Raw genomic sequence first — 23,004 nt, forward strand, 5'->3', positions numbered from 1 at the left:
GTGGCACCCAAAGCCTTATCCTATCATCGGCGAACATATCCAATTAGGCATAAACGATTTGCTCCTCGGATAATCTCAGTACAATTTTTCCCGGGCGGGAACCAATGTCGCCGTCACACGTTCGTGTTCGGGGCAATTGTAAGGGCGATGTGCGTGGAACAAGTCGATCTTCGGAAATCCGTCGCGGCTGCGAAGCTGGTTGAGTGCGGGAGAGTGGTGGGAGAGCAGCTCTTCCCCCTGATGGTCGGCGCGATCGCCGAGTCATTGTCAGTCCGTTGGGTGCTGCTGTGTGTTGTGGATCAGCATGATGCGCAGAAGGCCCACACCCTCGCATTCTGGGACAATGGACCAGCGGAGAATTTTGCTTACGACCTCGCGCACACTCCGTGCTCGAAAATCGTGGAGCAGGGAACATGCGCTTACGCGAGCGATGTCGTGCAGCTATTCCCGCGCGATAAGATTCTGCAGAAAATGGGGGCGGAAAGCTATGTTGGGACGCCACTGCGGGCGATCAACGGCCAGGTGGTTGGCCTGATCGCTGTCCTTCACGATGAGCCAATCGAAAACACCCAACTTGCGGCAGATGTCTTGGAAATCTTTGCAGGACGTGCAGCCGCTGAGATCGAGCGCGTTCGTAGCACCTCAGTAAATGAGCGACTGGGCAGAGTGGTCGAAGATTCCGTCAGCGAAGTCTATCTGTTCAATGCCGAGACCTATTGCTTCGAGCTGGTGAACCGCGGCGCACGAGAAAACCTCGGCTACACGATGGATGAGCTCCGTCGGCTGACACCTTGGGACTTGAAGCCAGACCTTAGCAAAGAAGCTTTTATCAATATGGTCGCTCCACTTCGCGATGGGAGCGAACGCGTGCTGCAATTTGAGACGCGCCATCGACGGAAGGACGGGACCCGCTATGATGTGTCGGTCCGACTTCAGCTTCTTGGTGACCTCGACAAGGTCTTCTATGCAGCTATCGAGGACATTACAGCCCGCAACCAAGCGGCTCGAGAGCTCGGCCTTACCACGCAACGATTAAACGCCATCATCAACAACACGATGATGGCGATATTCATGATGGATAGCCGACAGCATTGTGTGTTCATGAATTCTGCTGCTGAGCACCTCACCGGCTATAAACTTGAGGAAGTTAAGGGGCGGCCCCTTCACGACGTCATCCATCACACCCACCCCGACGGCCGGCATTTCCCTTTGGAGGATTGCCCCATCGACAGAGCTTTCCCCGAGGAAAACCAGGTACAGGGAGAGGAAACGTTTATCCATAAAGACGGCAGGTTCTACCCGGTCGCATTCACCGCCTCACCAATTCGGGATGACGAAGGCATAGCCATTGGGACTGTCATTGAAGCGCGTGAGATCACGGAAGAGCTTCGTGCACGAGAAGCACTTCACTCCTTCAACGACGCTCTGCAGAAACGCGTAGCCGAGGCAATTGAAGCGCGGAGCAAGATTGAGCTTCAGCTCTTGCAAGCGCAGAAGATGGAAGCAATCGGTAAGCTTACGGGCGGCGTCGCACACGACTTCAACAATCTGCTTCAGGTAGTCAGAGGCAACCTTGAATTTCTGGCGCGAGACGTTGCCGGCAACGAAAAAGCGGAAGCACGTGCACGAAACGCACTGACTGCGGTTGTCAGAGGTGCGAAACTTGCCTCGCAGCTTCTTGCATTCGGCCGCCGGCAACCTCTCGAACCGAAGCCCATCAATCTTGCCCGCCTCATGCGGGAACTAGACGACATGCTTCAGCGGGTTTTGGGGGATGGTGTCGAGATCGAGACGGTCACAGCGGGTGGCTTGTGGAATTGCCTGGCTGACCCGACCCAAGTCGAAAATGCCGTGCTGAACCTTGCTATCAACGGACGCGATGCCATGGATGGACATGGGAAGCTGACCATAGAGGTTGGGAACGCTTCCCTTGACGACGCTTATGCTGCCCAGCACGTCGACGTGACCGCGGGGCAGTATGTGATGATCGCAGTCACGGATAACGGCTGCGGTATTGCGCCAGACAAAATGGAGCACGTGTTCGAGCCGTTCTACACGACGAAGCCCGAAGGCCAGGGAACCGGCCTGGGACTGAGTATGGTCTACGGCTTCGTAAAGCAGTCCGGCGGACATGTAAAAATCTACAGCGAAGTGGACCATGGAACAACGGTGAGGATATATCTGCCACGCACCCGGCAAGACGAGGCAATGGTGGTGCAAAGCACCTTAGAGGCAGTCGCGGGTACTGAGACCATCCTTTTGGTCGAGGATGATCTTGGAGTGAGAGAGACGGCAGCTGAGATGCTATCCGATCTCGGCTACCGCGTGCTCAAATCGAAGAACGCCGACAGCGCCTTGGCCGTGATTGAGTCTGGCGCTGAAATCGATCTGCTGTTCACGGATGTGGTGATGCCCGGTGTCTTGCGCAGTACTGAGCTGGCAGACCTCTTCATTCAACGCTTACCGAACGCGGCTGTGCTCTACACCTCGGGCTACACACAGAACGCCATCGTCCACGCAGGACGGCTTGACCCGGGCGTAGAGCTTCTCAGCAAACCCTATAGTCGCGAGGATCTCTCGCGGAAGATCCGGCAGGTTCTCGATCGCAGGAAAGTCCCGTCCACTACCGAAACGGGTAGAAAGCCAATGGCGAGACCACGAACGGTTCTGCTCCTTGAGGATGAACCATTAATTCGCATGAGCACCGCAGACATGCTGGCTGAGCTCAATCTGACCGTGATTGAAGCTGGTACAACCCGCGAAGCCAACAGACTCTTGCAAGATAGCGCGATTGATGTGCTAATCGCAGACCTGACGCTTCCCGATGGCTCAGGATTTGATGTCGCGCGGGTCGCAAAACAAGCCAATGCGAATGTGCTTGTCATCTTTGCGACCGGCAAATCGGTCAATATACCTCCGGACCTCAGCGGAGCAAAATGGCTTTCAAAACCCTATGATTTTACAGCTTTGGCCAAAAGCCTCTCGGGTGCCAATACTGATTGATCAGTATGCCAAAGGGGGCAGAGCGAGTGATCTCAGACGGGTCGCATTCGACTGCGCGCAGCTATTGGGTCGCGGTCTTCGGGACCTTGAACATATTGGCGTCAGCTTCCGGCGGTCCAAAGTTTGGTCCCAGGGCAACGCGTATGGCATCCGGTGAGATCGACACGGATGCTAAAAAGAACAAGCTCATCGAGGCTTACATCGATGAGATGTTACGCAAATACTTAGCTTGGGAGGATTTTCGCTTTTTATTGGTTGCGGGGGCCTGATTGCGCGGAGGCTTGTAAACTTGGAAGTCTTGAAGAGAAATGAACTTCGGGCCTGTGAACCGACCCTTTGACAGGTGCACGGCTTCACAGATGTGGCAAAGAGCCTGACCCTACGGGGATGACCGTTTTAGCGCGGGGAAGACTGTCCGGTGTTGGGGTGCCCGGGGAGGAATAACTGCTAAAGAGCGCTCGGCGACCTAATGTCGCGCTTTCCGCTTTGACTGAATTCAGGCGGCAAGCGAAAAAAGCATAGACAATGCGGTATGCCTCGGACACCCTCTCAACTCCTGACGCGACGTGCGTAAAACAGATCACTGTTGGCATTCGCAGACTGCCCATCGACAGGAAGCGGGTGGCAGCAAAGGGTAAGGCGCAGTAGCCATTCCTGCATCGTAACAGGAGAAAAAGATGGCACTGACGAACAAGACAATCATCATCACGGGAGCGAGCAGCGGCATTGGAGCAGCTGCCGCTAGATTATTTGCTTCTGAGGGCGCGAACGTCGTGTTGGCGGCCAGACGGACTGAGGAACTCCGCTCGGTGGCCGAGGATATTGCTCAAAGCGGTGGCCGAGTAGTCTGGCGCTCAGGTGATGTGCTCGATGAATCTTATCTTGCCATGCTGACAGAGCTGGCTCTTCAGAACTTCGGCAGCCTGCATGGTGCCGTTGCAAGGCGATTATTGAGGCGAGGTGAACCCGACATCGGCGGCAGTCCGCCTCGATGTTCGCGCGACCTCCCGGCAGATCATGCTATTCCGCCACGTTGCCCCGCAGCGGGGGCCTCAGAGCTTAGCCCCTTCTGAGTGGTCAATCTGGGGGCATGAGGAACAGTCCGGGGCAAGGGTGCCGAAAGGCGAGAACAGACATCCGAGCATCGGGCGATGTCGTCGAGTTCGGCCCGAACGGGTCGTGAGGGCGAAAAGTCGCTTAGTCGATTGCCTCGGGGACTCCTTGAAACGAAAGAGACACGCCTCATAATTCGGGGCCTGGGGCATGGCCCCGTGCAGGCTTTATGCTGGTCATTCCTGAAATTTCTCGCCGAGAAGCAAAATACCGTTGGCATAGCTCGGGAGAAAGCATTGGCGCATGAACGCCATCGCTTTGGCCATAAACGCATCCATCTGCTGCTCAAACGCGAAGGGCACCGTTTGAACTACAAGAAGCTCTTCCAGCTCCATCTGGAGGAGAAGTTGACGGTCAGCAAGCGAGGCGGCCGGAAACGAGCGATCGGCACACGTGGCCGATGCTGGTCCCGATGACGGCCAATGATCTCTGGTCGCTGGACTTCGTGTCGGATCAACTCACCGATGGCCGCAAGTTGCGGGTGCTGACGATCGTTGATCGCAGCAGGGCATGCCTGGGCCTCGTCGCCGATACATCGCACTTGGGCCTTTCGGGTTGCTCGTGAGTTGGACCGGATCATCGAAGGACGTGGCAAGCCGCAGCAGAATGACGTTATGCCGTCAAAAGTGCAATTCTTCCCTCAATTCGTCTATTCAGCTCTGTCCGTGCAAGCCCTAGCCTTCAATGATCCAGATCGTGCGGGATGACCAGCACTATCTGGAGAACCGGACGGAAGAGGAGCCGTCCCTACCGGGAGGAAATCAGATGACGACTGTAAACCGCAGGCGTGTCCTGCGCTATATTGGACTATCTGCAGCCATCTGCGCAGCCATGGCCGCCACGCCGGGCTTTGCGCAGGAAAGGAGTGCCGTCAAGATCGGCTACGCAATCTCGAAGACAGGCCCGAATGCCGGTGGGGCCGGCATTACGACGTTGCCGAACTACCACCTCTGGGTGAAGGAGGTAAACGACGCCGGCGGCCTAGAAATGCCGGATGGCAAGCGACTTCCGATTGAGGTGATAGAATATGACGACCGCTCCTCCGCCGAGGAAGTGGTGCGAGCGGTGGAGCGTCTCGCCAATCAAGACCGGGTGGACTTCATTCTCCCGCCGTGGGGCACCGGCTTCAACCTTGCCGTTGCGCCTCTATTCGATCGTTTCGGCTATCCGCAGCTCGCGGTTTCGGCCGTCACCGACAAGGCCCCCGAATTTGTCCAGCGCTGGAAGAAGAGCTACTGGATGCTCGGTGGCGGTCACGACTATACCGAGGCTCTGGCCGGACTGCTGACGCAAGCTGCTGGAGAAGGCAAGATCAACAAGCAGATCGCCCTGATCTCTGTCGCCGATGGTTTCGGGATTGATCTGGTGACCGCGGCTCGCTCGTCATTTGCTGACGCCGGTTTGCAGGTGGTCTATGATGTGACCTATCCCGTCGGCACCACCGACTTCACGCCGATCCTCGCCGAGGCGGCCACGAAGGGGGCGGACACCTTCATTGCCTTCTCTTACCCGCCGGAAACTTTTGCCCTCACGCAGCAAGCCCAGGTCGCGGCCTTCAACCCAAAGGTTCTCTACCTTGGTGTCGGTACCGGTTTCCCGATCTACGGAAAGAACAACGGAAAGAATGCTGAAGGCATAATGAGTCTCGGCGGCATCGATCCCGCAAACGAGGCCAACATGGCCTACCGCAAGCGCCACGAGGAGGTCACGGGACAGGCACCCGATCTCTGGGGCTCGGTGGTGACGTATGCCAGTCTGCAAATGCTGCAGGAAGCCATCAAGCGTCGCGGCCTCGACAAAGACGCGGTCGCGGAGGAGCTTTCCACCGGCACATTCGACACTACGCTGGGCGAGGTGAAACTCGAAGACAATCAGCTTCGCAAGCTTTGGTTCGGCGGTCAGTGGCAGAATGGGGAGTTCATCGCAGTTGCTCCGGTTGATCGCGAGGGAGCAGCCAAGGCGATTCTGCCCAAGGCGCCCTGGCAATCGCAGTAAGGATTCGGTGGCGGAGGAGAAGACGATGTTGCTTTCTGCCGTGATTGCCGGTCTCGTGCTCGGAGGGACCTATGCTCTGGTCGCGATGGGCCTGACGATCCAGTACGGGATTTCCCGCATCATGAATCTCGCCTATGGCGAAACCATAATCGCCGGCGCCTTCGCCGCCTATCTCTTGCACACGGGCCTCGGCATAAACCCGATCATCGGTCTCATGATTGTAGCGCCTGCGGGGTTTGCCTTCGGCTGGATGATCTACGGGATCATGCTCCGACGGCTGGTGCGCCGGTCGAAGGGCGCCGCACTGGAGGTCGATTCGATTCTGGCAACCTTCGGCCTCTTGTTCGTCATCCAGGGTATCCTACTGGTCTGCTTCGGCGGCAACTACATCAGCTACAGTTTCATGAACTATGGTATCGACATCCTCGGCACCAACGTTGCCGCAAACCGTTTGTTTGCTCTGATGCTTGCGGTAGTGCTGGGTGGTGGGCTCTATCTCTTTCTGACGTTCACTCGCTGGGGTACCGCCTTGCGGGCGGTCGCCGTTGCTCCGGCTTCCGCGCCGCTGGTCGGCATCGATGGCGACCGGGCGGCGCGCTTCGCCTTTGCACTGGGCGGAACACTGGCGGCCTGCGGCGGCGTCGTGATCTCTATGTACCAGACCTTCACCGCCTCATCCGGCGTGATCTTCACGATGAAGGCCTTGATAGTGGTGATCATGGGAGGAGTAGGCAACATTGCTGGTGCCTTGAGCGCCGGGTTGATCCTGGGTCTCGTTGAAACGCTCGTGGCCACCTATGTCAGCCCGGGCCTGACACTTGCTTCGGTCTATATCATCTTTCTCGCCATCCTCTTATGGCGGCCTTCGGGCCTATTTGGAAGGGCACGCCGATGAAGCCGTTGTTTGGATGGATCTTGGCAGCAGCCGTCCTTGCGGCGATGGCGGGAGCACCCTTTATCGTCAGCGGCTACACGCTCGGCCTGCTTCTGGGGATGACCGGCTACATTACCCTGGCCTCTGCCTGGGGACTGTTCTCCGGCCGTACCGGCTATGTCTCGCTTGCCACCGCAGCCTTCTTCGGTATCGGCGCCTATACCGTTGCGGTTCTAAGCGAGACCCTGCCCTACCCGCTCGTGCTTCTGACCGCAGCGTTCATTGGGCTGATCGTCGCCCTTGTGGTTGGCCTTGCGACCTTGCGTCTTGCAGGCGTTTACTTCGTGATCTTCACCTTCGGGCTGGCGGAACTCGTCCGCCAGCTGGTGACCTGGTACGAGACGACGATCACCGGGACCTTGGGCCGCTATATCTTCTTGCCCCTCGGGCCGGAGCATATCTACTGGCAACTGCTGGCACTCTGCGCCGGGACCCTTGCAATCACCTGGTGGATCGGACGCTCGCGTCTTGGTCTGGCACTTCGTGTTATGGCGGATGACGAAGTCGTTGCCTCGCATATAGGCATAGATATTGCTCGTACCAAGCTCGCGCTATTCGCGATCAGTTCCGTCGTGATAACGCTGGTCGGCGCCATCCAGGCGCCACGCTGGACCTATGTTGAGCCGGGCATCGTGTTCAATCCGCAGGTCTCCTTCCTCACGCTGATCATGGCACTTCTGGGAGGCGCAACCCGCACTTGGGGGCCGGTCGTCGGTGCTATTCCTCTGTTTCTCCTGTTCGAATGGCTGTCTGCGAACTTCCCCAACCACTATTCGATCTTGATTGGCCTCCTGTTCATTCTGATCGTCTTCGCCCTGCCGAAGGGCGTCGTGAGTGCTGCCGAAGGACTACTTCGCCGCCATAGAAAGGCCAATTCTGCACCGTCGGTGACGGCAGAGGAGGTTCGGTCATGAGTACTATCCTTGAAATCTCTGGACTGGTGAAGCGCTTTGGCGGGCTGACCGCAGTCAACGGTGTCTCCTTCGGGATTGACGAGGGGCAGGTGGTCGGACTGCTCGGTCCAAACGGTTCTGGAAAGACGACAGTGCTCAACATGATTTCGGGCAATTTGCGACCGAGCGCAGGTAAGATCAATTTACTCGGAGCCGAGATCGGGGGGCTTGCGCCTCATCGCGTGGCGCGGACGGGAGTGGCGCGGACGTTCCAGCTTGTGCGGATCCTTCCGTCTCTGACTGTCGAAGAGAATGTGACCTGCGCCCTCGCCTTCGGTGCAGAGCCGCTTCACGGTGCAAAAGCCGGTGAAGTAGCCGAGGAAATCCTTGTCGCCGTAGGCCTCGGAGGACGTGGCAGCGAACAGCCGGAACAACTGACCTACATCGACCAGAAGCGAATCGAAATCGCGAGAGCGATCGCCGCGCGACCGAAACTGCTGCTGCTGGACGAGTGGCTTGCCGGCCTCAATCCGACCGAATTGCGGACAGGCATTGAACTCATCGCAAAGCTGCGGACTTCTGGCATCAGCATCCTGCTGGTCGAACATGTGATGGAGGCGGTAAGGGCGCTTTGCAGCCGGTGCATCGTCATGAGTGCAGGCGACAAGATTGCGGAGGGGGAAACTTCGACCGTCTTGCAGGACCCGGAAGTGGTGCGGGCCTACTTGGGAAACAGCCATGCTTGAGATACGTGACTTTGCCGTCAATTACGGGAAACACGAGGCGCTGCAGGGGGTGTCTCTGGCGATGGGTGAGGCGGAAATCGTCGTCATGCTGGGTGCCAATGGCGCCGGTAAGTCGACTTTGCTGAAGGCGATTGCCGGAATTGTGCCGGCCAGGCCAGGATCCTCCCTGAGCTTTTCCGGTCAATCTCTAATCGGTTTGCCTGCCCATCAGGTGCTCGAGAAAGGTGTTGCCCTGGTTCCGGAAGGACGGGGCGTCTTCCCCGATTTGAGCGTTGCCGAGAACCTTTCTCTGGGAGCCTACGCCAGGCGTGCACGCAGCGGCGAGCGGGAAAATCTGGAGCGCGTATTTCAGCTCTTCCCGCGGCTTGCGGAGCGCCGCCGGCAAGTCGTCGGGACAATGTCCGGCGGGGAGCAGCAGATGGTTGCGATCGGTCGCGCCTTGATGTCTGCTCCCCGGCTTCTCATGCTCGACGAGCCTAGTCTCGGACTTGCTCCTGTCTTGGTGGAGGAATTGTTCGGGGTTCTCCCGGCGGTTCGACGGTCGGGCGTTGGACTTCTGATCGTTGAGCAGAATGTGCGGTTGAGCCTCTCGATTGCCGACAGAGGCTATCTGATCGAAGCCGGACAGATCGTGGGCGAGGGCGCGGCCTTGCATCTGGCAAACGACCCCGCGGTTCAGCAGGCATTCCTTGGAGCGACACAATAGGTCTGACGATGGAGACAAGCATGGACACCCTTGGATTGATGATTGGCAGCGAGGAGACAGATGCCTCGAGCGGGGCAACCTTCGAACGCCATAACCCGATCTCCGGAAATGTGGCGACGCGCGCTGCAGCGGCGACCGTCGATGATGCGATTGCCGCCGTCGATGCCGCCGCCGCGGCCTTCCCAGCCTGGTCGCGTTCCTCGCCGCGCGAGCGACGGACTATCTTGTCGAAGGCCGCCGACATTCTGACCGCCAAGGCGCCGCAATTCGTCGAGGCCATGCGGGCCGAGATCGGTGCCACGGCAGGCTGGGCGCAATTCAATGTGGTGCTGGCTTCCGACATGTTGCGCGAGGCAGCGGCCTTGACCACGCAGATCAATGGCGAAGTTATACCCTCCAACAGGCCCGGTTCCCTGGCCATGGCAATCCGCCAGCCAGCCGGCGTGGTGATGTCGATGGCGCCCTGGAATGCCCCGATCATCCTCGGGGTCCGGTCGCTGGCGACGCCACTCGCTTGCGGGAACACGGTGGTGATGAAAACGTCAGAGATCTGCCCACGCACTCATCGCCTGATCATCGACTGCCTCAACGAAGCCGGACTGCCGAAGGGCGTGCTGAATGCGATTTCCAATGCGCCGGACGATGCGGCTGTAATCGTCGAAGCCTTGATTGCCCAACCGGCCGTGCGCCGGGTCAATTTTACCGGCTCGACCCGCGTCGGGCGCATCATCGCCGAGGCTGCTGCACGCCACCTGAAGCCGGCACTGCTGGAGCTTGGCGGCAAAGCGCCCTTTGTCGTGCTCGACGATGCGGATCTGGATGCCGCGGTCGCCGCTGCAGCCTTCGGCGCCTATATGAACCAGGGCCAAATCTGTATGTCAACGGAACGCATCGTGGTCGACGAGACGATCGCCGACGCTTTCGTAGAGTCCCTGGCGACAAAGGCGAAGACGCTCAAGGCCGGGGATCCCACGAGAGGTGATACGCCTCTCGGCAGCGTTGTCGATGCAACCGCGGCAAACCGGATCGGCCAGCTGGTCAAAGATGCCGTTGGCAAGGGGGCAGAACTCCTCGCAGGTGGCTCCATCGATGGTACCGTCGTTCAGGCGACGGTGCTCGACAAGGTTACCCCGTCGATGCGCATCTATTCGGAAGAAACCTTTGGACCTGTGGTGACCATCGTACGTGTGGCATCGGTCGACGAGGCGGTCCGCGTCGCCAATGACACGGAATATGGCCTCTCCGCCGCAGTATTTGGTCGTGATGTCAACCGCGCGATCGCTGTCGCCCGCCGGATCGAGTCGGGGATTTGCCACGTAAACGGTCCAACCGTTCACGACGAGGCCCAAATGCCGTTCGGTGGGGTCAAGGAATCAGGCTACGGCCGCTTCGGCGGCAAGGCGGGAATTGCCGAGTTCACGGATTTACGCTGGATTACAGTCCAGGACGGTCCGATCCACTACCCGATCTGAGGATCAAGATCTTGCAAAAGCTCGAGGGAAAAATCTGCGTCGTAACGGGGGGCGCAGGCAGTCTGGGCAGCGCTGCTGCCCGGCTCTTCATTGAACAGGGTGCATCTGTCACGCTGGTCGACCGTGATCGTGTTGCGCTGCGACACATCGTCTCCACGCTGCCTGTCGATCGTGCAGAGATGTTCGTCGCAGACGTGAGCCAGTCCGCAGACGTGGAGGCATGCATCCGCCACAGCCTCGCACGCTTTGGCAGCATCGATGTCCTGTTCTGCAACGCTGGCAACTTCGGCACCGTCGAACCGATAGCCACCTATCCTGACGACGTCTTCGAAGCCGTCATGGCGGTGCATGTCCGCGGAGCCTATCTCTTTGCCAAACATGCCTCCCCACACATGAAGGCTGGCAGCTCGATCGTTATAACGTCGAGCGTTGCCGCAATGCGGGGCGATGCGGGCGTCTACGCTTATATCACCGCGAAACACGCGCAGGTCGGGTTGATGCGTTGTCTTGCCAAGGAACTCGCGCCGCGCGGCGTGCGGGTCAACACCATCCATCCCGGCCCAATCGACAACGGCTTCCAGTTGGCGGTGGAAAAGGGGTTGGGGGCCGCTATCGGCCGGGACGGCACGGCCTTCTTCAATGAACTCATTCCGCTCGGTCGTCATGGCAGCGCCGAGGAAGTTGCCCGATCCGTGCTCTATCTTGCGTGCGACGACAGCAGTTTCGTCACCGGGACGACGCTCATGGTCGATGGCGGCATGAGCGTCTGATCATCCTTACCGGAAGAGTTTTTCGACATAATCGGCGCCAATGCCGACCTTCTCGTAGTGGGCGCGACACAGGGCGATATAGTTGTGTACATCGAAGAAGCCGTCCGGCTCGCCGGCCTCGTCGAGCCAGATCAGGGGCCCCTTGACTTGAAAGAAAACCTTCATGGGGTCTTCGCTTTCATAGGCAACGAGCGTATGGCCCTCGCCGGGCGTCTCGTAGACAAAATCACCTGCCGTCGCCGTCCAGTCGTGTTCCAGATAGCCCCATTTCCCTGAGATGGTGTAGGCAAAGACTTCGTGCGGGTGATAGTGACGGTTGACGAGACCGGCCTTCCTCGCCATCAAGATATCGCACCATTTGTTCTGCGTCGGCGAGATCCACAGGGGCCTCGACGAGACTGTCTCAGTGAACGGCACATAGTAGCGGTCGTCGTCCGTCGGCGCATTGCTCAAATAGACTTCCGGCAATGCATCCGGCTGAAAGACCTTCGTGATTGGCTTCAGATCGCGCCAGAATTCCGTAGTTTCTGTTTCGGGCAAATTGATCTCCTGTTCTTGCATTTACGGGGAGTCAGGGCCGGACACGAACGTCGAGCAACGCGAGAGTCCGGTTCTTGCGGACGTGGGTGAATGCCTCCTGAAGGGCTTGCTGCAGATCTTCGCCATCTAATACCCTGCACGCCCAGGCACGGCTCGCCTCAGCGACTTTCACAAAATCGGGCACCGGGGACAATTGTGTTAGTGGCATGGAATTCGTTTTCGCCGCGTATCCGGTCGGGTAGACGCCGAGGACCGATTGGCGGACCGCGCCCCATTCACCGTTGTTGACGATCAACAGGACCACGGGAAGTTCCAGAGCTTCGGCGATCTGGTGGCAGGCGACGGGGTTGGCGAACATGTAGGAACCGTCACCCATGGTGGCGACGATGAGGCGGTCCCGGTCGGCGAGTTGCATGCCGAGCGCTGCCGGGAAGGACCAGCCGAGGCCGCCGGCATGGGGCTCCTGGTACCAGGCGCGATGGTGAGCCAGTGTCATAGGCGCCATCGGGCAGCCGAGCTCCGAGAGGATCGTTGCATCCTGGCCGGAAACGGCACGTGATAGGCAGAGACTGACCCATTCCTTCGACATCGCGGTGCCGCAGCCGGCCTCGGCAGCTGCAAGCACTATACGACGGCTTTCGGCATTCTCCGCCGCAACCCGCCCCCACCTTTCGGCCCGCTTCCCGTCCTGACGGTCGCGGCGCCGGTCCATTGCGGCCTTCAGCATGAGGATGCCGTCGGCCACATCACATTGCACAGTCAGGTCGGAGCGAAAATTGCGCACCGGTATGCGTGTCTTCAACGGGTCCTGACCCATCTGGATTATCCGGCAGCCAGGCGCGGGCCGATGCGCATCGGGGGACCAGGGCGCCAGCGCGTCTAGAACCAGGATCGCGTCCGCCCGCTCGATCAATTTCGCCGGATTGGAACTTGCCGACATCGGATGGTCGGTCGGCACGGCGAGCGCCAGCGCCCAATATTGGCAGATCGCAATTCCCCACTCATCGGCTAGTTTGGTCAGAGCGGCGAAAGCTTCAGCGCTTCCAGCCCCGTGCTGGGCGAAAATTACCGGATTTTCCGCCTCAGCAAGTATCTCTGCTGCCTGCTCGATCTGTGCGGAGCTGGGATGTACGATGGCCGGCTGCATAAGGGGGGGGATTTCGAGCCCTTCGGCCGGCGTCGTTTCGCACAATACCTCGCGGGGTAGGCTGAGATAGACCGGGCCGCGCGGCATCGAATTTGCGATCGCATGGGCACGGTCGACAATTTCGAGCGCCTGTTCGGGGAAGCGCAGTTCGTAGTCCCACTTCGACGCTTCCCGTACCAGCGCCGTCTGGTCGCGCATCTCCTGTCCCCAGCCAATCGGCACGGTTCTCGCGCCGAAGCGATCCTTTTCGATTGTTGGAGTCCGGCCCGAGAAGAGCAGAACAGGAATGTTCTCGACGGCGGCATTGATGGCGCCAATGGCGCAGTTGGCGAGACCGACATTGGTGTGCGCAATGACTGCCTGCGAACGACCCGTCGCCAGGTAGTAGCCATGCGCCATGCCCATGGCTGCATTCTCGTGTGGCATGACCAGGGCTTGCGGAAGATCGATGCCCTTTGCCTCGGCCTCGGCCAGTCCTTCGATGATGGGCGGAAAATCGGTGCCGGAATTGGCAAAGATATAGTCGACGCCAACGGTCTTGAGGCGGGCGAGCAGCACCGCACCGGCGGTCAGCCTTGACGTGTGGGGCTTTGGTGTCTCCGGGTCCATCAGTGTCTCCTCCATCAGGGTGACGCGGCTCTCTAGGCCGGTGTCCCAGCCACCGCTCCTCCAGCGCCTGCTCACACATTGAGACTAGGACACCAAAAACATGACTGGAATAGACAATTTCCGGCAATAGTTGTACTTTTCCGCCTGTCGGTTTTGGGAGGAGCGGACACCCATGGACAAGCTAATATCAGGCGCAGACAGGTTGCCGGACACGGAGGTGACCGCGATACGCAGCGAGTTGACCAGCGGCGAGTGGACGTTTCGTGACGATCGCCACCGCGGTTGCGTGCTTCTCGCCGGTCGTGGTCGCGTGCGTCTCGGCGAGGCGGAGCTGCCATTTGCTGCGCCGTGTCTAATCTGGCTTCCAGCGACACGCGACACGCGCCTGCTTATCGAGGCCGGTTGTCGCGGGGTGGCATTGACGGTGACCGAAGTAGGATTGGCGCGGGCAATTGCGGTCGGACCGGAGGCAGGTCAGATCCGCGCGGCTCTCGGTCGTCCCATGACACTCTGCAAAATGGATCTGCGTCAGGCTCGCAGGCTTTCAGAAACACTGGAGGCAATTGCTGATGAGGCACGGCAAGACTGGCCGGCAACGCAGGAATGCGTTCGTCATCATCTAGCCCTGTTCTTCATTGCGACCTGGCGCCTATCTGGACCGGTTCCTCGGGAAAGCCCAGCTTTACCCGCTACGATCGTGCACCGTTTCCTCCATGCGGTAGAGCTGCATCTGAGGGATCACTGGACGATCGCACGGTACGCAAATGAGGTGGGTGTCACCTCGGATCGTCTCAATGCTACTTTAAGACGTGCGACTGGCCGTTCGCCACTAAATCTCATTCACGAGCGGCTGTTGTTGGAGGCGGACGCGTTGCTGGATGACTCCCGCCTTCAGGTGCGGGAAATTGCCGAGGAACTCGGATTCAGCGACCCGGCCTATTTTAGTCGTTTTTACAAGCGCCACACCGGTCGCTCGCCGAACCGGAAGCGGCGGATCTTCGCGTCTCAGGACCAACGTCAGGGCAAATCATTTGCGGCATGGCCATAGAGCCCAGGCCAAGCGAGGCATGGCAAGCATCGCTGCTTTGTTCGCTGAACAGTTTGCGAACAGAGAAGATCCGAACCCGAGAAGGCAAAGCATGGGCTTGAATTTGATTTCGAGAAGCCGCGTGCGCGTCTTCGCGGGCATTTGATCAAGATGAAATGGCGCCTGAAGGCCGTGTACTCCCTGCAGTGAATTTGGGTGGGCGCATCACGGGTTGTCGTGGAGAAGTGCCGCTTGGCGAATAGCTGGGATTGGAGGGGAACGGTGGAACCCGATCGCTGCAGGGGAGCGGTGCGTATAGGCGTTGTCATCGGTCGATGAATGAACGAATTCCCGTCCTTATGCGTTTGTTTAGATGCGACGGAGGGATTTCGGGTTTGCGCAAGCCAGCATGCGACACAGGACGGCGCAGCCGTTTGCGACTTGCGTCTTTTGAGCGGTGAATGAGCGCGCCCTTGGTCCGCGTCCAATAATCGACGTGGCTCCCGATGGCGGCCTGGACCAGCGGTGTCGTCTCAGCAAGAAAGCTCATCGAGCTAAAGCCAATAACCCAGGCTATCGTCATATCGTTTTCAGCAAGCGTGGCGCCCGTCTGCATGGCCTCAATAGTGTGTTTCATCGGCTCGTTGAGAGGCCATTGCACCGAGATGGTCGGGAAGACGACCCAGTGCAAAACATCTGTGCGGGGCGGTCGGCTGGGCGCAATGGTCACCGTCCCCTATTTACCTCGGCGGAGCGTGACTTTGACGCCCGAGGGGTCGATTCCGCGCAAGGCATCCCTGTCTTCGCGCAGATGTGGTGAGGCGATGGTCTCGTCGTGTGTGAACAACTCATAGTGCACCAACCCAGCCATATCTCGCGGCATAGGCGGGGTATTGGGACCGGCCCAGATATTCATGGCCAAACGGTGCGTGTTGGGCGCGCCCGCTCCCATGTCAGCAAAACCCCAGTTATCCAGCGTCAGGTGACGCTCGAAACCAAGGGTTTCGAACCAGTGCAAAGCGGGCTCAAGCGCAGCCACTTTGAAGTGCAGATGCGCGAGGTAGCTGTTGTCTGCCAATGGCGCCATCGGATCTGCGCCCATCGCATGGGTAAGCTCGGCCCTCAAGTCCAGTGGTCCGCGTCCGGAATGGGCGTTGCCGTCACCATCGAACAAAGTGAGGCCCTTGGACATGTTGCCGAAATGGCTGAACCGTTCTGGTGTCTCATAGGTGATCTCAATCTCCAGACCGTCACGATCTTTGAAATACATCGATTTTGCCATCAAGTGATCCGTCAGCCAGACCTGCACATTCAAGCGGATCAAGCGGGCAAGCATGCGGGAAAACTCGATCTGGCTTCGCACGCCAATCGCGACGTGGTACATGCCTCTATACGGCGCTGCGACAGGTTTTGTCGCGCCAGCGTGCAGGATGAAAAGGGTTTTTTCTGACGTACCAAGTGCGATACCTGAAGCCTGATGGTCGCGCTTGATCAAGCCCAGGGCAGTCGTCCAAAAGGCAACCGAGTATTCAAGGTCGGTCACTTGAAGTTCGACCACCCCCCAAGAAAGGCGGTCACTTTGCGGAGCACGTCTTGCGTTGGTGAGAGGCACGGATTGGAGCATCGGATGGCGACCTATTGCAGAAGATTGGGCGCCCCGGCGCGAGCAACCGGGACGCGTCGAGGAGGATCAAGCGCGCGGTGCGATCGGCGCTTTGTTTTTGCGCCCCCAGATTACCAGACCGGCCAGCGCGAAAAGGATCACGTTCATCGGCACCACCTCGAATTCACCGCGTGTGATATGCAGTCCAGCGGCCAGAACCATGATCACGGCAAGGCCGACTGCGGCCATTTTCGTCAGATGTGGCATGATGCGTGTAACCGATGGCAGGATCATGCCAAGCGCGCCTGCGATCTCTGCAAAGCCAATGAATTTGATGAGCAACAAGGGTGCATTTTCGGCCCAGCCCATCCCCATAGCGACCAATTCAGCCGATCCGGACATCAGCTTGGTTGCACCTGCCATCAGGAATATTGCAGCCAATAGGGCTTGGACGACCCACAGGCCAATATTCCAACCCTTGCTGGTTTGTATGGGGTTCATATCAATCGTTGTCATGCCGTTCTCTTCCTAAAAATCGCTTATGCAGCGTGATGTGATGAGAACAGGAATAACCATTTCCATCTGGGACATCATTAGGTCATATGTTGACTTACCATTTCCTGTGAGTTGATGATGGACACACTTTTGAGCCTGCGTGTTTTTGCCGAAGTTGCGGAACATAAGAACTTTTCTGCCGTAGCGGAGCGGCTTGGCCTCTCGCCCGCTATGACCACCAAACACGTCAAGCATATCGAGGCGCGCGTCGGCGCTCGCCTGCTCAATCGCAACAGTCGCAACGTCAGCCTGACCGAGGCAGGTGCGCAGTACCTGCAAACGATCCGCCGTGTGCTTGACGCGCTAAGCGAAGCCGAAGCGCAATTGACCACAGACAGCATGTCGCCGCGCGGTACGCTCAAAATGTCGATGCCTGTTTGGATGTCGAATCCGGCCTTTGCGAAACTACTGACCACCTACAATCAGCAAAACCCACATGTGACTTTTGATATCGACTTGAGCGGCCGCAAGATTAACATGGTTGAAGAAGGTATCGATCTGGCGCTTCGTGTTGCGTTTAAGTTAGATGAGGGCTTGATCGCGCGAAAACTGTCAGAGGTCACGTTTCAGTTGGTCGCAGCCCCTGCATTTTTAGATAGCTTCGGCCGGCCCACAAACCCGGCAAATCTGAATGACGCCCCGTTGCTTGCTTATTCTCAGGTTGCAGCGGACGGGCGCATCAGATTTGGTGGCGAAGAGGGGATGGATATCAAATTCCGGCCAATTTTGGTAAGCGCCAACGAAAGCATTCTTCATCAAGCCGCTATTGCTGGCATGGGCTTTGCCATGCTCCCAAACTGGGCAGCGCAGAACGATGTGAAAGACGGTCGACTTGAACCAGTGTTGCCCACCATTGCATGGCCGAAACTGCATATTCAGGCTATTTACGCTGATCGTAGCTATCTTCCTGCCAAGGTAAGAAGCTTCCTGGACTTCTTGGCTGGGCCAGATGGATTTTCTAGCGCCTTAGAATAGCGTATCGAAATTGTAACAGCACCCCTGCAGAGATTGACGTGTGCGATCTTGCGGAATGACCGAAACCTTTCGCCATCCCCTTTATTGCAGCCACCGGTTTCCAGCTGACTTTATTGGTCATGTCCTCTGGCTTTATTTTCGCGGGTTTCGGAATGATGCCTGTTGAGTCTCTCGAAGAACAGCTCGGCTGAATTTTAACCAGATATTTGCGAAAAATCGGCGGCACCCCCGGACACGATATTTTGCTGTGTCCGGGAGCGGTAACGCCTCAGTTATTACTCAGCGCCTGGACCACCATATGGCTGTCGACATACTGGACCATGCTGGCGATCTTGCCGTCGCGAACCTTATAGAGATGCGCGAAGTGCGCCGTCATCGACTTGCCCGTCGCCTTGTAGGTGCCAGAATAGATGCCGAACGCCGCAACCTGGTCACCGTCTTCCATGAACGTGTGGACTTCTGCGCGATAGCCGATCCACTCGGTGCCAAGTCGCTGGAAGACACCCGCGACGATAGCTTCCGGTCCTACATAGGTGCCGGCATAGGGAAAACCCTCGGCCTCCGTCCAGGTCGCATCGGGAGCAAGAGCCGCAAGCAGATTGCGGCCATTGTCTTCTGAGGAACCCTCGTAGGTGGCTCGGATCAGGTCAAGATTGGCGCCCATGACGGATTAGCCCCACTTCATTTCGCCGGTGGCAACCTTGGAGCCAATGTCGAGTGCGAGACCCATGCCGAGGCCCGGAAACCGAGTTTCCATTGCGATCTTCAGCGCGGCCGAGTCCTTGGTCTTAGCCAGTTCTTCCTCGAATGCCTTCAGATAGGCAATCGTGTGCTCGACGCCTGAAAGGTCGGTCGGAGCGTCTGCCGTCATATGGCCGGCAACCACGACCGCCGGTTTGCGAGCCGCGATCTTTTCGAGATTGGCAATCCAGGCGGCTCGAAGATCGACGCTGTTGGTATCAGCAGTCCAGACGTGAACACCGTTGAAGATCATCACTCCGCCGAACACTGCGTTTAAGGATGGCACGTAGAGATAGCGGCGATTGGCAAGCCCCTCGGCACTGACGATCTCAATGGTTTCCCCATCAACCGTCAGCGTCTTTTTGTCAAAGGCTTCTGGCATGATGATGTCGGCCAATGCCTGCGGGCCATTTTCCTTCAACTGCGGCCCCCAGACAGCAAGCTTCTTTTCGACGCTGCCCTTGATGGCGTCAACTGTGGCCGACGCAGCGATGACCTTGGCATCGGGGAAGGCAGCCTTTATCGGACCGAGGCTGAAGTAATAGTCAGGGTCTGACTGGCTGATATAAATAGTCGTCAACGTCTTGCCGGTTGCCTTGATGGCGTCTGCGACAGACTGGCCATCGGAGAGCGTAAAGCCACCATCAATCAGGACAGCTTCGCTTGCACCGGAGATCAGAACGGGGGCGCGGAAAAAGCCGTTCTGGCCGGCCGGGAATGATGTCCAGGTCAGGCTCTTGCCGGAGGCGTGGCCGAGGCCAGCGGGGGAAAATACGGCTGCAGCGCCGGCGGCGATGGTGGTCTTCATCATGGTTCTCCTGTTAAACATGGCGTGTCTCCTGTTTTGATGGGCCAGTGGAGCCTGCGCTTAAGGCATTGAGGGCGTAGTCGGTTGGTGCGGTGGTCGGCTTCAGGGCTGCAAGCCTTGTGCGCCTGCATTGGCAACGGCGCCGTCGTCGACCGGCATGCCGCCGCTGGCGCCAATTGCGCCAACAACCTTGTCGTCGATAATGATCGGCACCCCGCCTTCAACTGGGAAGGCACCAGGCACAGCCAAGAGGTTGCTTTGACCATGCTTGATGATCATGTCCTCGATCATCTTGGTTGGTGTTTTGATACCATTGGCGGCCTTCGCCTTGCCGATTGCCGCGTCGACCGTACCGATACCAGCCTGATTTGAGCGCTCGAGATAGACGAGGTTACTTCCCGCATCGACGATCGCGATCGTCATGTCCAGATTGTGTTTTCGCATCTCAGCGACGGCTGCTTCCGCCGCCTGCTTGGCCTGTTCGATCGTGATTGGTGCTCCGTAGGACGGCATGCTCTGTCCGAAACCGGCGGTCGGCAGACATAGCGTCAGAAGCGCCGAAGCGAGAGGGACAGGTGAAAAATTCCGGGGGGCCATCTCTCAGTCCTCTTTTACAGATCGGGATGTGAAAGGGTGGTGTCGATGGCAGATGCGCACGCCTCAAGAAGTCTCGACAGCAGATCCGGATCACCAAATAGGCTGCTGGCGCCAAGCGGACGGCGCATTGTCCCCTTTCCCACGATCAGAGCTGGAACGCCGTCGACCCGGAACTCGTTCTTTAGGGCACGCGCTGTGGCAAGGCTTCGACGATTAGCTTCGAGCAGGTCTTCGTCCGATGATGCCAAACGGGCGGCGGCGGCGTATAAGCCGGCGTTCTTCAGAATGTCGATTAGGACAAGCTTGTCGGTAACGTCGAGACCATGGACATAGCGCGCCTCCTGGATCAGTCTGAGGGCATCGAGTTCTGCTCCAGGCGCGGTGAGCTTGACCGCTGTCAGCGCAAGTGTGGCCGCAGTGGAGTCGAGCATGCCCCCCTTTTTGCCAAGAACCCGTTTCCGATACTCCTCGGTGAAGCTGCGGCCCGTGAGCGCTGCGATACGCAGGTCGTTTGACCAGGCAAAGGCTGCAAACTGAGCGTCCAGTGGTCTTGCACCACGACCGGAAAACAAACCCGTCGGCATCAGTTCAACCGCTATCTCCGGTCGCGATGACAGCTCCCTCATGATACCGGAGGCGCCGTAGCACCATCCGCAGAGAGGGTCGAAAAGATAGGTGATGTGAACCTTGTCGCTCATGTCTTGCTCCTTGTGCAGCATAAATGACATGGTCGCATTGAAACGAAAAGATCGACAAAAACGACAGAACGTATGTTAAAAGCTTACAATCGACGGGAACCCTACATGCAGGAAATGACCAACCTCAACCGCCTCGTTTATTTTTGCGCTGTCGTCGATGCGGGGTCCTTCACCAAAGCAGCTGAGCATCTCGGCATTACAAAGGCTGTCGTCAGCCAGCAGGTTGCCAGACTGGAGCAGGAGGTCGGCACCACGTTGTTGATGCGAACAACGCGACGACTACAGCCAACCGAAGCGGGGCGAATATTCCATGCCCGGTGTGTTTCAATCCTTCGAGAGACTGAAGACGCATTCAGCGAGTTGGCCGAAGCCAGAGCCAATCCGAAGGGTCTTTTGAGGATCACAGCACCATATGACTACGGGACGACAGTCGTGGTTCCTGTCGTTGCGGACTTCACCGCTTGCTTCCCGAATTGCAAAGTCGAACTCAATCTCAGCGACAAGGCGGTCGATCTTATAGCAGAGAACATGGATCTTTCGATCCGCGTTGGGTGGCTGGCGGATTCGAGTCTGCAGGCGCGGCGGATCGGTTCGTTCAGACAACTCATGGTCGCATCACCTCAGTTCACCGATGAGATAGCTAAGCTGCGAGAGCCAAAGGATCTGACGGCCTTGCCATTTGTGGCCAATGCGGCCCTGCGGGAGCCCCTGGAATGGACCTTCACCCATGACAATCGGGAAAGCCGCACCGTCAAATTCCAGTCGAGCATCGCCATCAACACCACACCAGCGGTGATGGCGGCCGTACGGCATGGAGGTGGGATATCAGTCCTGCCGGACTTCCTGGCGCTTGGGGAGATCTCCAGCGGGAGCCTGATCCCGGTGCTGCCAGCATGGGATCTACCATCAGGCGGCATCTATACGGTCTATCCGGCCGCCCGCTTCAGGCCCCCAAAAGTTACGGGCTTTGTCGACATGTTGGCCTGCGCCGTCAAAGGATAAAACTGGTCGGCGCAACTGCGCAGGGCACATCGAGCCGGCTGCCAACAGCCAGTGAACCGAGATCGATAGCAAATAAGACGGTTGCTTGATGAGCTTGCGCAGCAGCTTTCGTCTGGCGGCGTATCGGCTTTCAGGCGCTCGACGTGCTGACCTCAAAGTCCGGAATGAAGGCGCGTTCCCGCCACGGCAGAATTCGCTTCCGGCCAGAACTTTCGTCTGTTGCGGTTAGCGGGCTCGACGGACAGACTGCCGTGATTCCTTTGCAGAGTCCGAAAAGCCCGGAGGCTTGTTTCTCAGCCAGGTGACGAATGTCTGAACTGCATTCCCGTCGCGTTCTATTAGCTCGAGATCTTCGATCGCGTTTCGCAGAAGATGATCGCGGTCGAGACCGGCAAACTGCGATCCCGTCACGGAAGGAAGATATTGCCGCGCAACTGACTGCCATCGCACGGCAGCAGAAGAACCTAGCCCAGCAGATCCAGGACCGGCATGCCGAAGGCCGGCCGCGGCTTGCCATTCTCGACGACCAGCTCGACGAACTTGAGCTGAAGCGCGAACAGCTCGCCCGAGAACTTTTGACGAGCGAGGAGCCGGCCGAGGATTTTCAGGAGAAGATCGAGAAGCTGAAGGCGCAGTTCAATCCGGCAAACATCGAGATTGCAATCCGCAAGCTGATCTTCCTCGCGCGCAACAACGCCGACGAAGTGGTCAAGCGCCGGCTGATGCCGATCGTGCGGGACCTCATCCAGACCGTCATCATCGGCAAGACACCCGGCCATCAGCCGCCATCCCTACAAGACCACGGACTGATCGCTGCCATCTTCGCCCAGATGGATGTCATGGACCTGATGGAACAACAGTTCGTTGCCACCGCGCAGAACGATTTCGTTGCCATGATTGCGTCTGGCGAGATCGACACGGAGCAAAAACGCAAAAAACTCCTCGACCGTTATGGCGAGGAGCTTAAAAGCAAATATCTGGAATGGTCGAATATACAAGTCACATTGGTTGCGGGGGCAGGATTTGAACCTGCGGCCTTCAGGTTATGAGCCTGACGAGCTACCGGGCTG

General features: G+C 58.2%; 21 protein-coding genes and 2 pseudogenes. 14 read left to right on the top strand and 9 right to left on the bottom strand.

The window, feature by feature from the left end:
* Positions 1-153 precede the first annotated feature (153 nt).
* The 10 genes and pseudogenes from LJE98_RS16060 (at position 154) to LJE98_RS16105 (ending at position 11,632) form a co-directional block, all read left to right on the top strand.
* Positions 154-3,003 carry a PAS domain S-box protein gene (locus LJE98_RS16060; RefSeq protein WP_229576229.1) on the top strand — a complete coding sequence of 950 codons (2,850 nt, stop codon included), beginning with the start codon at positions 154-156 and terminating at the stop codon, positions 3,001-3,003.
* Positions 3,004-3,680: 677 nt separating this feature from the next.
* Positions 3,681-4,076 (top strand): SDR family NAD(P)-dependent oxidoreductase, encoded by a 396-nt coding sequence (locus LJE98_RS16065; RefSeq protein WP_229576230.1) that lies wholly within the window; start codon positions 3,681-3,683, stop codon positions 4,074-4,076.
* A 264-nt stretch (positions 4,077-4,340) separates the two neighbouring features.
* Positions 4,341-4,715, top strand: a pseudogene (locus tag LJE98_RS16070) (IS3 family transposase); the annotation flags it as partial.
* Positions 4,716-4,881: 166 nt separating this feature from the next.
* Positions 4,882-6,111, top strand: a complete 1,230-nt coding sequence (locus tag LJE98_RS16075; protein WP_229576231.1) for an amino acid ABC transporter substrate-binding protein — start codon at positions 4,882-4,884, stop codon at positions 6,109-6,111.
* A 25-nt stretch (positions 6,112-6,136) separates the two neighbouring features.
* Positions 6,137-7,006, top strand: a complete 870-nt coding sequence (locus LJE98_RS16080) for a branched-chain amino acid ABC transporter permease (RefSeq protein WP_229576232.1) — start codon at positions 6,137-6,139, stop codon at positions 7,004-7,006.
* A complete protein-coding gene (locus tag LJE98_RS16085; RefSeq protein ID WP_229576233.1) occupies positions 7,003-7,959 on the top strand; it encodes a branched-chain amino acid ABC transporter permease in 957 nt (318 codons plus the stop codon). Before LJE98_RS16080 ends, LJE98_RS16085 begins: the two co-directional genes overlap by 4 nt.
* Positions 7,956-8,684: an ABC transporter ATP-binding protein gene (locus LJE98_RS16090; protein WP_229576234.1), complete on the top strand. Its 729-nt coding sequence runs from the start codon at positions 7,956-7,958 to the stop codon at positions 8,682-8,684. Before LJE98_RS16085 ends, LJE98_RS16090 begins: the two co-directional genes overlap by 4 nt.
* The gene (locus LJE98_RS16095) at positions 8,677-9,390 is read left to right on the top strand and encodes an ABC transporter ATP-binding protein (RefSeq protein WP_229576235.1); all 714 of its coding nucleotides are present in this window, start codon (positions 8,677-8,679) and stop codon (positions 9,388-9,390) included. The genes LJE98_RS16090 and LJE98_RS16095 overlap by 8 nt, the downstream gene beginning before the upstream one ends.
* A 20-nt stretch (positions 9,391-9,410) precedes the next feature.
* The gene (locus LJE98_RS16100; RefSeq protein WP_229576236.1) at positions 9,411-10,862 is read left to right on the top strand and encodes an aldehyde dehydrogenase; all 1,452 of its coding nucleotides are present in this window, start codon (positions 9,411-9,413) and stop codon (positions 10,860-10,862) included.
* An 11-nt stretch (positions 10,863-10,873) separates the two neighbouring features.
* Positions 10,874-11,632 (top strand): SDR family NAD(P)-dependent oxidoreductase, encoded by a 759-nt coding sequence (locus tag LJE98_RS16105; RefSeq protein WP_229576237.1) that lies wholly within the window; start codon positions 10,874-10,876, stop codon positions 11,630-11,632.
* A gap of 6 nt (positions 11,633-11,638) precedes the next feature.
* Here the strand turns inward: LJE98_RS16105 and LJE98_RS16110 are convergent, their stop codons facing one another.
* The gene (locus LJE98_RS16110) at positions 11,639-12,172 is read right to left on the bottom strand and encodes a 2,4'-dihydroxyacetophenone dioxygenase family protein (RefSeq protein ID WP_229576238.1); all 534 of its coding nucleotides are present in this window, start codon (positions 12,170-12,172) and stop codon (positions 11,639-11,641) included.
* A 31-nt stretch (positions 12,173-12,203) separates the two neighbouring features.
* The gene (locus LJE98_RS16115) at positions 12,204-13,928 is read right to left on the bottom strand and encodes a thiamine pyrophosphate-requiring protein (RefSeq protein WP_229576239.1); all 1,725 of its coding nucleotides are present in this window, start codon (positions 13,926-13,928) and stop codon (positions 12,204-12,206) included.
* A gap of 172 nt (positions 13,929-14,100) precedes the next feature.
* Here LJE98_RS16115 and LJE98_RS16120 point away from each other — a divergent pair, with 172 nt between their 5' ends.
* The gene (locus LJE98_RS16120; protein WP_229576240.1) at positions 14,101-14,976 is read left to right on the top strand and encodes a helix-turn-helix domain-containing protein; all 876 of its coding nucleotides are present in this window, start codon (positions 14,101-14,103) and stop codon (positions 14,974-14,976) included.
* A gap of 348 nt (positions 14,977-15,324) precedes the next feature.
* Here LJE98_RS16120 and LJE98_RS16125 read toward each other — a convergent pair.
* The 3 genes and pseudogenes from LJE98_RS16125 to LJE98_RS16135 form a co-directional block, all read right to left on the bottom strand.
* Positions 15,325-15,478, bottom strand: a pseudogene (locus LJE98_RS16125) (IS5/IS1182 family transposase); the annotation flags it as partial.
* A gap of 213 nt (positions 15,479-15,691) precedes the next feature.
* The gene (locus tag LJE98_RS16130; protein ID WP_229576241.1) at positions 15,692-16,498 is read right to left on the bottom strand and encodes a VOC family protein; all 807 of its coding nucleotides are present in this window, start codon (positions 16,496-16,498) and stop codon (positions 15,692-15,694) included.
* A gap of 147 nt (positions 16,499-16,645) precedes the next feature.
* The gene (locus LJE98_RS16135) at positions 16,646-17,074 is read right to left on the bottom strand and encodes a DoxX family protein (protein ID WP_229576242.1); all 429 of its coding nucleotides are present in this window, start codon (positions 17,072-17,074) and stop codon (positions 16,646-16,648) included.
* Positions 17,075-17,188: 114 nt separating this feature from the next.
* Between LJE98_RS16135 and LJE98_RS16140 the strand changes: the two genes are divergently transcribed.
* The gene (locus LJE98_RS16140; RefSeq protein ID WP_229576243.1) at positions 17,189-18,088 is read left to right on the top strand and encodes a LysR family transcriptional regulator; all 900 of its coding nucleotides are present in this window, start codon (positions 17,189-17,191) and stop codon (positions 18,086-18,088) included.
* A gap of 268 nt (positions 18,089-18,356) precedes the next feature.
* Here LJE98_RS16140 and LJE98_RS16145 read toward each other — a convergent pair whose 3' ends face one another.
* The 4 genes from LJE98_RS16145 to LJE98_RS16160 form a co-directional block, all read right to left on the bottom strand.
* On the bottom strand, positions 18,357-18,752 hold the full coding sequence (locus LJE98_RS16145; protein ID WP_229576244.1) for a nuclear transport factor 2 family protein: 396 nt from the start codon (positions 18,750-18,752) through the stop codon (positions 18,357-18,359).
* 6 nt (positions 18,753-18,758) lie between these two features.
* The gene (locus LJE98_RS16150) at positions 18,759-19,658 is read right to left on the bottom strand and encodes an MBL fold metallo-hydrolase (RefSeq protein WP_229576245.1); all 900 of its coding nucleotides are present in this window, start codon (positions 19,656-19,658) and stop codon (positions 18,759-18,761) included.
* Between the two features lie 81 nt (positions 19,659-19,739).
* A complete protein-coding gene (locus LJE98_RS16155; protein ID WP_229576246.1) occupies positions 19,740-20,150 on the bottom strand; it encodes a GlcG/HbpS family heme-binding protein in 411 nt (136 codons plus the stop codon).
* A 98-nt stretch (positions 20,151-20,248) separates the two neighbouring features.
* Positions 20,249-20,932: a DsbA family protein gene (locus LJE98_RS16160; protein WP_229576247.1), complete on the bottom strand. Its 684-nt coding sequence runs from the start codon at positions 20,930-20,932 to the stop codon at positions 20,249-20,251.
* A gap of 105 nt (positions 20,933-21,037) precedes the next feature.
* Here LJE98_RS16160 and LJE98_RS16165 point away from each other — a divergent pair, with 105 nt between their 5' ends.
* On the top strand, positions 21,038-21,934 hold the full coding sequence (locus LJE98_RS16165; RefSeq protein ID WP_229576248.1) for a LysR family transcriptional regulator: 897 nt from the start codon (positions 21,038-21,040) through the stop codon (positions 21,932-21,934).
* 308 nt (positions 21,935-22,242) lie between these two features.
* Entirely contained in the window at positions 22,243-22,983 is a 741-nt protein-coding gene (locus tag LJE98_RS16170) for a hypothetical protein (protein ID WP_229576249.1), read from the top strand.
* Positions 22,984-23,004 lie beyond the last annotated feature (21 nt).

This window comes from Rhizobium sp. 'Codium 1', from assembly GCF_020889605.1.
Taxonomy (GTDB): Bacteria; Pseudomonadota; Alphaproteobacteria; order Rhizobiales; family Rhizobiaceae; genus Allorhizobium; species Allorhizobium algae.